This is a genomic window from Kitasatospora sp. MY 5-36 (assembly GCF_001182915.1).
GTDB lineage: Bacteria > Actinomycetota > Actinomycetes > Streptomycetales > Streptomycetaceae > Kitasatospora.
Map to the genome: position 1 here is coordinate 1 of NZ_LFVW01000283.1, position 10,239 is coordinate 10,239.

The following is a 10,239-nucleotide window of genomic DNA, read 5'->3' on the forward strand; positions in this document are numbered from 1 at the left end:
GAGGTTCGGTGCCCCGGCGACGGAGCCGGGGCCTTCGGGCGTGGGTGACTGGCTCATGATCTTTCCTTTCGCGGTGCCGGCTGATCTGGCCACTGGCCGTCACGGTAGCCATCTTGGACCGATCGGTCAAAGATTGTTTGACCGATCGGTCCAGGATGCGGGTAGGCTCATGGCAGACGGGTGAAACGGGAGGTTTGTGCGGTGTCCGGCCGGAAGCAGTTCGACGTCGGGGAGGCCCTCGACCGGGCCATGCGGGTGTTCTGGCAGCGCGGGTACGCGGACGCCTCGCTGGACGCCCTCGGCGCCGCCACCGGCCTCGGCCGGGGCTCCCTCTACGGCACCTTCGGCAGCAAGGACGCCCTGTTCCACCGGTGCCTCGACCGCTACGCGGCGGTCTACGGCGCCCGGTACGAGCAGGCGTTCGCCGCTCACCCCGGTGACCCGGTGCGCGCCGTCGAGGCGTTCTTCGACGTCGTCCTGGAGCGCATCGCCGACCCGTCGGTTCCCGCCGGGTGCCTCGTCGCCCAGTCCGCCGCGCAGTCGCCGACGCTGACGGAGGAGAGCGGCGCGCGGGTGCGCGGCCTCCTCGACCTGCAGCGCCGACGGGTCCGCGCCGCGCTGGCGGACTCCCCGGCCGACGCCCGGACGCTCGACGAGCTCGCCGCCTTCGTCGTCGCCGTCAACCAGTCACTGGCCGTCCTGAGCCGGGCCGGCACCCCGGACGCCGAGCTGCGCTCCGTGGCCCGGCTGGCCTGCGCGACGGTGGCGGACTCCCTCACCCGGGCGGCCGCCGAGGGCGACGCCGCGAGCTGACGGGTGCCCGGGTCCGGCCTGGTCACCGGGCACCCGTGGGGGAAGGGCCGGCTCAACTCGGTGCGGTAGCACGGGAGAAGAGGGGCCGGTGGAGGGCGGCCCGGCGGTGCGGAGTCCCGGCCGCGGCGCGTGTCACGTGACCCAGGTACCGCCGTTCCGGCACCGGGTCTTCGTGACTTTCCGTGACCATCGCGGCTCGGCAGGATCTACCTCACCGAACGGAACGCCGGCAGGAAGGCGGACCGGACAGGTGGTGGCGGTGACGCCCCCCTGGCCGCCCGCACCCGTACCGCGTTGTGCCGGTCCGCCTGACGCTTCCTCCGAACCCGCCCGAAAGCAGCCCATCATGAGCGCCGTTAGCGCCCGCCTGAAGAAGTCCGCCACCGCCACCGCCCTGGCCGCCAGCCTCCTCGCCGGGGCCGGTACGGCGCTGGTCGCGGCCCCGACCCCGGCCGCCGCGGCCGACTGCGCCGGCAAGGACGGCGTCGGGGGCGGCAACTGCACCAGCGCCCTGATCGGCGCCGTCGCCGACACCGTCAAGTTCGTCCTCGGTGCGGCCAACCAGGCGAAGATGGAGAACGCCCAGTTCACCCAGGCCCTGGTCTCGAAGCTGAGCAGTGCCGCGCCCGGCTACAACGTCCTCGTCTTCAAGTACGACGGGACGGACGCCTTCGACACCAAGTGGTTCAAGAACGACTACTCGGCGAACATGCGGGGGGTGATGTTCGAGGACGACGTCAAGCTGGAGCACCACGACAAGGAGGGCGGGCCGCAGGGGTACGACGACTTCAAGGTCTGGGTCTTCGCGGGCGAATCGACCTTCGTCAACTACGGTGACGGCGGCTTCATGAACTGGGCCTTCATCGGCCATGACTCGGACACCAGCGGCCGCGGGGGCCGGCTCATCCACTTCCCGGCCCGGGTGGTGCCAGGTTCCTCCAGCGGCTCCACCCCGCCGCCCGGAACCCCCTCGACGCCCCAGGTGCCGATCGGCGGCCAGATCATCACCGTCCCCGCGATCCCCATCAGCAGCCCGGGGACCCCTGGCATCCCCGCGCACGAGACCGGCGACACCGGGACCAACATCCCCGGCGGCCACATCCGGATGGGGTTCGGTGTCGCCGACTCGGGCGCCGCCCAGCTGACCGGCACGCTGCACCCGAGCGTCAAGAACGGCCGGGCCCCCGCCGCCAACGGCTCCGCGAGCGGCACCCCGGTCACCGCCGCGACCAGTACTGTCGGCAAGTCCACCGGCTGGGTCTTCAGCCAGGACGCCGGTGGGCTCTACAAGATCACCAACGCCGTCACCGGTCTCGCCCTCACCGAGAACACCAAGAGCTACCTGGCCGAGGCGCGCCCCTGGACCGGCTCCGCCGCCCAGAAGTGGGAGGTCTTCGCGTTCGGCGACGGCGAGTACCAGATCCGCGTCAGCACCGACGACTGCCTCACCTACGACGAGGACAACAAGGCGCTCGGCGTCTGGACCTGCACCAACGACTGGAACCAGCGCTGGACGATCAAGCCCTGACCGTCCCGCGCTCCATTCCGCACCTGACTCCGCCCCTGCCGGGACCCGCCGGCGGGGGCGGGCCCGTGCCCGGCCCGACGTCGCACCTGCGCCCCGGGGTCGCGTCACGAGGCGGGGAGGCCGTGGCCGTGGGTGAAGGCGAACAGGGCCAGCTGCATGCGGGTGGTGGCGCCGGTCTTGCTGCGGATCCGTCGGAGGTAGGTGTCGACGGTGTGCGGGCTGAGCTGGAGGCGGCGCGCGATGGTGTCGTAGGTGGCTCCCCGGGCCAGCAGCTCCAGCACCTCCACCTCCCGGCGGCTCAGGGCGGGGGCGGCGGTGGCGGGTCGGGACATCGGGGCACTCTCCTGGCTGAGGGAACGTCGAACGGGAGCGGTGGTCATGGCGACCGCTCAGTAGATGGGCTGGCAGCCGGGGGTCGTGCACGCGCCGCCCCACGAGGTGTCGTCCGCGTGAACGTTGCGGGCCGCCGTCGCGTGGTCCTGCGGAACGGCGAGCGCGGCGGGGGCGCTGATCCCGAGAAGTGCCGTGAGCAGTACGGCGGCGGTGATGAAACGCTTCATGGAGTCCTCCTGGAGGGACCTCAACTGATCGCCGAGCGGGTCCCGGCCTGTGATCTAGCATGTCGCCGAGATGATCACGCGCCTACGGGTCGACCACCTCACCAAGCTGGGTGGCAGCAAAGTGACTGGGGGATGTACATGGATGTTTCCGGCGAACCGGACGATCGGGCGGGTGGAACGGAGCCCGATCAGGTCGACGTGGCGGTCTACTCCTGGGTACTGGAACACCACCGGCTCGAACCCGCCGCCATCGCCGCCGACTTGGGGCTGGACCCGGACCAGGCCGCTGCCTCGGTACGCCGGCTGAGCGCCCTGCGCCTGGTGTACCCGGATCCGCAGGACCCGGCGGCGGGCTACGCCGTCGCACCGGAGGCCGCGATGGCCCGGCTCGCCGCCCCCGTCGAGGCCCGGATCCGCCGCGAGCAGGAGGAGCTGGCCAGGGGGCAGGCCCAGCTCGTCGGCTTCTTCCCCCACTACCAGCGGGGCGGACGGGTGGCCGGTGCCGGTGAGGGGGTCGAGGTCATCAGCAGCCTCCAGGAGGTACGGGCGGCGCTCGACCGGGCCTCGGACAGCTGCCGGAGCGAGGTGCTGGCCAGCCAGCCCGGTGGCGGAAGCCGCGTGCCGGAAGCCATGGAGGAAGCGCTCGGCCGTGACCGCGCGCTGCTCGCCCGAGGGGTGCGGATGCGCACGCTCTACCACCACACCGCACGCTTCAACGGCCCCAGCCAGGCGTACGTGGAAGCGGCCTCACCGCTCGGCGGCGAGTACCGCACCGTCCACGAGCTGTTCGGCCGCATCATCGTCTTCGACCGCGAACTCGCCTTCATCCCCGCGAGCGACGGCTCCTGGGGTGCGGTGGCGATCCGCCAGGAGTCGCTGGTCGCCTACCTGTGCGAGATCTTCGAGCAGTCCTGGTCGTGTGCCAGGCCGTTCTCCGCCGCCACCGCGGACGGCCTGGAGCAGGTCTCCCAGGAGATCGACCGGACCATCCTGCGGCTGCTCGCCGCCGGGCTCAAGGACGAGACGATCGCCCGCCGCCTCGGGATGTCGCTGCGCACCGCGCGGCGTCACATCGCCGACATCATGGGCCAGTTGGATGCCGAGAGCCGGTTCCAGGCCGGTGTGGCCGCCGCCCGTACCGGGCTGCTGGACGAGTAGCGGCACCCGGGGCGGCCGGGGCGGACAGGGCACGCGGGTGGCAGGGTCACGCGACTCCGGGACCGGGTTCGCGTGACTGTCCCGGCGCCACCACGGGAACCCATGATGGAGCCCGGCGAAGGGAAGCCTCCCGACGCGAGGCTCCGGAACGGAGGACGACGGTGCAGTGGGGGCCGGACGATCAGGAGAACGAACCGGCCGACGAGGGCGGCTACCTCCTGGAACTGGCCGCGTTCCTCTCGGCCCGGACCGGTGGAGGGCCGGCCGTCCTCTGGACGGACTACGAGCCCCCCGTCACCGGCGACCCGTCCACGGCGGAGGACACGGCAGCCCTCGCCGCCGGGCTGAGCGCACTGCTGGGCGTCACCGTCCGGGCCCTCCCGCAGGACCCCGCGGACCCGCACGCGGTCCAGACGCGACAGGCCGAGTCGGAACTCCTGGTACTCCAGCTGTCCTCCGTCACCGAGATCCTGGTCGACGCCTCGACCGCCTCGACCGCCTCGACCGGTACGAACCCCGGTCCGACCGGCTCCACGGCCCCGACCGCCCCGACCGACGCGCACCGGGTGCCGCTGGCGGTCCGGCTCCGGGGCGGCCAGGTGCTCTTCGTCCCGTGCCGCTCGACCTGCACGCTGCTGCCCGGGCCGGGCTCCCGGCACGCGGTACTCCAGATCCCGGCACCGCGAACCGGGCTGCGGGCCCGTCCCGGGACAGGCCGCCCCGGGTAGGTCGTCGGCGCCGCCCGGCGGCCGGCTTCCGGCGCGGCGGGGCTCAGCCCTTGACCGCGCCGACGGCGAGGCCGGAGGCGATCCTGCGCTGGACGAGGAGGAAGAAGACCACGACGGGCAGGGCGGTCAGGGTGGCACCGGCCATGAGACCGCCGTAGTCGGTCCCGAAGCTGGTCTGGAAGGAGACCAGCCAGATGCTGACGGTCTGCTTCTCCGGAGTCGACAGCAGGATGTAGACGAGGACGTACTCGTTCCACGCCTGGACGAGGGCGAAGACGGAGGTGGCGACGATGCCGGGTGCGAGCAGCGGGAGCACCACCCGGCGGAACGCGCCGAGCCGGCCGCAGCCGTCGACCATGGCCGCCTCCTCGAGTTCCACGGGGACCCCGGCGATGAAGCCGCGCAGCATCCAGACCGTGAACGGCAGCGTGAACACCAGGTAGGTGAGGACCACGCCGGTGAGGCTGTCCGTCATCCCGACGTCGTTCAGCAGCAGGTAGACCGGGATGATCAGGGCCGTCAGCGGGACCATCTGGACGATGAGGATCACCACGACGAAGGCCTTGCGGCCCGCGAAGCGGAAGCGGGCGAGGGCGAAGGCGGCGAGCGCGCCGACGACCAGCGACACCAGGACGGTGCCGATGCCGATGACGACGCTGGAGCGGACGTTGGCCCAGAAGGTCTCGGTGCCCAGCGCCCGGGCGAAGTTGTCGAGCGTGGGGCGGCCCGGCCAGAACTTCGGTGGCAGGCTCAGGATCTCGGTGGCCGGCCGGAACGCGGTGAGCACCATCCAGTAGACGGGGAAGCCGATCACCGCGGCGACGAGCAGTCCGAGCAGGTCGTGGCCCAGCGACCGCCGTCGCCTCATTCGATCTCTCCCGTCCTGAGCATCTGACGCAGGTGGACGACCGATCCGGCGAGCAGCAGGACGACGGTCACGAGCGCGATCGCGGCCCCGGTGCTGTACCGGTTCACGGCGAAGGACTCGATGAAGGAGTAGACGCCCAGCAGGTAGTACTCCCGCTCGGGCTGGCCGCCGCGCATGAGCCAGATCTGGTTGAAGACGCCGAAGTCCCAGATGGCCGACAGCGTGGTCACCATGACGAGGACCGGTCTGATCACCGGCAGGGTGACGTGCCGGAAGACCTGGAGGGGCCGGGCCCCGTCGAGGACCGCGGACTCCTCCAGTTCGGGCGGGACCTGGGCCAGCGCGGCCCGCAGGGTGATCGCGGCGAACGGCAGCGAGCCCCACACCACGACGGCGACGATGACGGTGAACCCCTGCCAGGGGTTGGTGAACCAGTTGTGGCGGGCCAGGTCGACCCCGGGCAGGTTCGAGAGCAGCCAGTTCACCACGCCGTAGTCGGCGTCGAAGAGCCAGCGGAAGACCGACGAGGCGACCATGACGGGCATGGCCCACACGGTGACCAGCACCCCGGCGATGACGGCGCGCACCCACGGGGAGACCCGGTGCATCAGCCGGGCGGTGAACAGCCCGCAGAGCACGGTGAGGGCGACGCACACCGCGGTGAAGAGCACCGTGCGGGCGACCACCGTCCAGAAGAACCCGTCCCCGAGGATCCTGCGGAACTGGTCCAGCCCGGCCCACGGCGGCGAGGTGCCGCCGAACAGCTGCTCGCGGGTCATGTCCTGGAAGGAGAGGACGACCATGTCCACGAGCGGGTAGCCGAGCACCAGGACGAGCGCGAGGACGGTCGGGCCGATCAGCAGGTACGGCAGCAGCGGACGCCGCCGCCGGACCCGGTCAGCGCTCATTGATCACTTCGTCGATCCGCCGGTCCGCCTCCCGCGCGGCGTCCTGCACCGACGCCTTGCCGTTGGCGATCCGCTCCAGCATCTCGGGTAGGACGTTGGACTTCTCCACCGACGTCCAGCCGGGCGCGAACGGGGTCATCCAGCCCCCGGTCGCCGCGGCCTGGGCAGCGGGGCCGTTGATGCCGCCGGCGGCGACCTCGGTCAGCTGGGTGGTGTTGTTGGGCAGGGTGTTCGCGGCGATCAGCGTCTTCTGGGACTCCCGGTCGGTGAACAGCCTGATCCAGTCGGCGGCCAGGTCCTTGCGCGTCGACTTGGCCGGCACGGCCAGGGTGGAGCCGCCGAGGAAGGGCGGCAGGAGCTTTCCGGACGGGCCGGGGAAGGGGAAGGTGGCGAACTTGTCCTTCAGCTTCGGGTCCCCGCCGGAGCGCTCGTCGGCGGCGGCGCCGGCCTCCCAGGTGTTGCCGTAGAAGACGCCCACGCGGCCCTGGCCGACGACGGCCGGCTGGTCGCCGTTGTCCTTGGCGCGGTCGCCGACGTAGTAGGCGTCGATCAGCCGCTTCCACTCGGTGAGCCCGGCGACGGAGTTGGGCGAGGACAGCGAGGCCTTCCAGCGGTTGCCGTCCTTCACCGCGATCTCGCCGCCCGCGTCCTTCAGGAAGGCCATGGCCGCGTACCAGTAGCGGCCGGGCATGTAGAGGGCGGAGAAGTTCGGGTCCTGGGTGCCGAAGGTGCTCTTCAGCCGGTCGAACGCGGAGAGCAGTTCGGGGTACGTCTTCGGGGCGCCCGGCACACCGGCCTGGGTGAAGTAGTCGGTGCGGTAGACACCGACCCGGGCCCCGACGTAGTAGGGCACGCAGTAGGCCTTGCCGTTGTCGCGGCAGGCGTCGGCGAGCGCCGGCAGCCAGGCGTCCGACTGGTCGAAGCGGGCCGGGTCGAGGGTGGCGAAGGCGCCGTTGACGATGTAGTTGGTGGTCTCGCTGTTGCCCATCTCCACCACGTCGGGCACGTTCTTCCCGGCGAGGACGGCGTCCAGCTTCTGGTTCTTCGTCGTCCACTGCTGGTACTGGACGTCGACCCGGACCCCGGGGTGGGCCTTGGCGAAGCGGTCGTTGGTGGACTGGACCAGTTGTGGCCAGTTCTCCTGGGCGTCCACGGCCAGCCACACCGTCAGCTTGCCGCCGGCCCCGGAACCGCTGCCCGAGCCGGAGCCGCCGCATCCGGCCGCGGCCAGGGACAGGAGCAGGGTGAGGACCAGGGGGCGACAGGACGCGCGAATGGCCATGGGGTCTCCAAGTTCACTGTGGGGGTGACCTTTTGACTACCCCTCAGATCAGCTTGCGTCGCGGGGGAGCGGACATTCGGCCGGAAGACGTCCGACTCCGGGCCCGGCGGAGACCCCAACTTTCGGATGGGGCAAGGCCCTTCGCATTCGCACCTCCCAGGTCGACGGGTCGTGCGGCAGCGAGCCCGGCCGCCCGGGAGGAACAGTGAACGGCAGACCGGCGCCTGCTGGGACGACGTATTCAGGACAGATTGGAGTAGACCAATGGCGCGGCTCACCCGCCGGGCGTGCGGCGGGCCTCCGGGAGCAGGGCGCGGAAGGCCGCGGCCACGGCGTCGGGGTGTTCCTGCATGGCGACGTGGCCGACGCCGGGCAGGGTGAGGAGCCGGGCGTCCCGGAAGGCCGCGTAGGACCGGGCCGCCGTACGGAAGGGGACGAGGCGGTCCTCACGGCCGAAGACGAGCAGGGTGGGGGCGGTGACCCGGCGGGCCTGGTGCCAGGGCGAGGGCTCGCCCGGCAGCCGGAGGTGGGCCCGGACCACGGCGCGCACGCCCTCCACCAACATCTGCTGGTTGTACGGGAGTTCGGCACGGCGCAGGCGCTCGCGCACTTCGGTCGCCCGCTGTTCGGCGTTGACGCGGGACGGGTCGGCGTAGATCAGGTGGTAGAGGTCGTCGAGCTGCCGGTCGGGGCCCCGGGTGGACAGCAGCCGGGCGTACAGGCGGGCGGCGCCTGGCAGGCCCAGCAGGGAGATCCGCAGGGCCTGCGGCGGCGGGAGGGCGGGCAGGACCGGGGAGACGAGGGTCAGGGTGGCGACCAGCTCCGGGCGGTGGGCGGCGAGGTGGAGGGCGGTCAGGCCGCCGAGCGAGTTGCCGACCAGGTGGACGCGGCGGTGCCCGGTGCGGACGAGGTGGCGGGCGACGGCCGCGGCCTGGCGCCCGACGGTGACGAGGCCGTCGGGCGGGGGAGCGGAGCGGCCGAAGCCCGGGAGGTCGAGGGCCAGGCAGTGCACCGACGACCGGAGGCGCTCGATCAGGGCGGCCCAGTTGTGGGTCCAGCCGCCCAGTCCGTGCAGGAACACGGCGGTGTCGGCGTCCGGGCGGGCGCCGGGTACGTAGGCGGTGGCGAGCGGCTGGTGCATGACGGGTCCGTTCCTCGGTCTCACCCGCGCCCCGCGGCGGAGGACTCCGCCAGCGCGAGCCGGTAGTGGTCGACGAGCCGGTCGCCGACCGCCTCCCAGCTGCGTTCCACGACCGCGGCCCGGCCCGCCCGGCCGAACGCCCGGCGGAGCTCCGCGTCCCGGGCGAGCCGTTCCACCGCCTCCCGGAAGCCGGTGACCGCGCCGGGCGGGACGAGGAAACCGGTGCGTCCGGGCTGGACCAGGTCGAGCGGTCCGCCGACGGCGGGGGCGATCACGGGCAGGCCGCTGGCCATCGCCTCCTGGAGGGTCTGGCCGAAGGTCTCGAACGGTCCGGTGTGCGCGAAGACGTCGAACGAGGCGTAGAGCCGGGCGAGTTCGTGCCCGGTGCGGCGGCCCAGGAAGAGCGCGTCCGGCAGCGCGGCGCCCAGCCGGGCGCGGCTGGGGCCGTCGCCGACCACCACCAGCCGTACGCCCGGGAGCCGGGACACCTCGGCCAGCCGCTCGACCTGCTTCTCCGGCGCCAGCCGCCCGACGTAGCCGACCAGCACCTCGCCGGGCCGGCCGAGGCGCCGGCGCAGGGCCTCGTCCCGGTGGCCGGGGTGGAAGCGCACGCAGTCGACGCCGCGCGGCCACAGGTGGACCCGGGGGACCCCGTGGGCCGTCAGGGCGTCGAGCGAGGCCCGGGACGGCGCCAGGGTCCGCGCGGCCGCCGTGTGGATGAGCCGCAGCCGGTGCCAGGCCAGCCGGGCCCCGGCGGCTCCGGCGAAGGGCAGGTAGGTCCGGGCGTACGCGGCGAGGTCGGTCTGGTAGACGGCGACGACGGGGACGCCCGCGCGCCCGGCCGCCGCCGCTCCGGCCGCCCCGAGGGCGAACGGGCCCGCCAGGTGCACCACATGGGGGCGGTGCTGCTCGACGGCGTCGGCCACCCGGCGCCCGGGGAGGGCGATCCGTACCTCCGGGTAGCCGGGCAGCGGGACGGACGGGACGCGGACCACCCGGTAGCCGTACGCCGACTCGTACGGCTCGCTCCCGCTTCCGCTCCCGCTGGCGTTCCCGCTCGTGCGGCGCTGGGCCGCCGGGGCCACCACCAGCGGGACGTGCCCCCGGGCCAGGAGGTGCTCGGCGGTCCGGAGCACGCTGTGGGCCACGCCGTTGACCTGCGGGGCGAAGGACTCGGCGACGATCACCACCCGCAGCCGCTCGCCGCCGGGGGCCGGGCCGGCCGCGGCGGGCGCCGTCGGCCCGGGCAGGAC

At 72.9% G+C, this 10,239-nt stretch carries 11 protein-coding genes; 4 read left to right on the forward strand and 7 right to left on the reverse strand.

Going from position 1 to position 10,239, the window contains the following annotated elements:
* The first annotated feature begins 201 nt into the window (after positions 1-201).
* Entirely contained in the window at positions 202-813 is a 612-nt protein-coding gene (locus tag AE652_RS19755) for a TetR/AcrR family transcriptional regulator (RefSeq protein ID WP_049653361.1), read from the forward strand.
* A gap of 346 nt (positions 814-1,159) precedes the next feature.
* Positions 1,160-2,341, forward strand: coding sequence for an RICIN domain-containing protein (locus AE652_RS19760; RefSeq protein WP_049653362.1), 1,182 nt, complete (start codon positions 1,160-1,162; stop codon positions 2,339-2,341).
* A gap of 104 nt (positions 2,342-2,445) precedes the next feature.
* Here the strand turns inward: AE652_RS19760 and AE652_RS19765 are convergent, their stop codons facing one another.
* Both AE652_RS19765 and AE652_RS46450 read right to left on the reverse strand, forming a co-directional pair.
* On the reverse strand, positions 2,446-2,673 hold the full coding sequence (locus AE652_RS19765; protein ID WP_049653364.1) for a response regulator transcription factor: 228 nt from the start codon (positions 2,671-2,673) through the stop codon (positions 2,446-2,448).
* A gap of 57 nt (positions 2,674-2,730) precedes the next feature.
* Positions 2,731-2,901 carry a hypothetical protein gene (locus AE652_RS46450; protein ID WP_159028496.1) on the reverse strand — a complete coding sequence of 57 codons (171 nt, stop codon included), beginning with the start codon at positions 2,899-2,901 and terminating at the stop codon, positions 2,731-2,733.
* Between the two features lie 198 nt (positions 2,902-3,099).
* Between AE652_RS46450 and AE652_RS19770 the strand changes: the two genes are divergently transcribed.
* Together AE652_RS19770 and AE652_RS19775 are read left to right on the forward strand one after the other, a co-directional pair.
* Positions 3,100-4,059 (forward strand): helix-turn-helix transcriptional regulator, encoded by a 960-nt coding sequence (locus AE652_RS19770; RefSeq protein ID WP_234348452.1) that lies wholly within the window; start codon positions 3,100-3,102, stop codon positions 4,057-4,059.
* 161 nt (positions 4,060-4,220) lie between these two features.
* Complete coding sequence (locus AE652_RS19775; RefSeq protein ID WP_049653366.1) at positions 4,221-4,787, forward strand: hypothetical protein; 567 nt, start codon at positions 4,221-4,223, stop codon at positions 4,785-4,787.
* A gap of 43 nt (positions 4,788-4,830) precedes the next feature.
* Here AE652_RS19775 and AE652_RS19780 read toward each other — a convergent pair whose 3' ends face one another.
* From AE652_RS19780 to AE652_RS19800, 5 genes are all read right to left on the reverse strand, one after another.
* Positions 4,831-5,655, reverse strand: a complete 825-nt coding sequence (locus tag AE652_RS19780) for a carbohydrate ABC transporter permease (protein WP_053112138.1) — start codon at positions 5,653-5,655, stop codon at positions 4,831-4,833.
* Positions 5,652-6,563: a carbohydrate ABC transporter permease gene (locus tag AE652_RS19785; RefSeq protein ID WP_049653367.1), complete on the reverse strand. Its 912-nt coding sequence runs from the start codon at positions 6,561-6,563 to the stop codon at positions 5,652-5,654. Before AE652_RS19785 ends, AE652_RS19780 begins: the two co-directional genes overlap by 4 nt.
* Positions 6,553-7,845: an extracellular solute-binding protein gene (locus AE652_RS19790; protein WP_049653369.1), complete on the reverse strand. Its 1,293-nt coding sequence runs from the start codon at positions 7,843-7,845 to the stop codon at positions 6,553-6,555. Before AE652_RS19790 ends, AE652_RS19785 begins: the two co-directional genes overlap by 11 nt.
* Before the next feature lie 274 nt (positions 7,846-8,119).
* Complete coding sequence (locus AE652_RS19795; RefSeq protein WP_049653370.1) at positions 8,120-8,986, reverse strand: alpha/beta fold hydrolase; 867 nt, start codon at positions 8,984-8,986, stop codon at positions 8,120-8,122.
* Positions 8,987-9,006: 20 nt separating this feature from the next.
* A complete protein-coding gene (locus tag AE652_RS19800) occupies positions 9,007-10,182 on the reverse strand; it encodes a glycosyltransferase family 1 protein (protein ID WP_049653375.1) in 1,176 nt (391 codons plus the stop codon).
* Positions 10,183-10,239 lie beyond the last annotated feature (57 nt).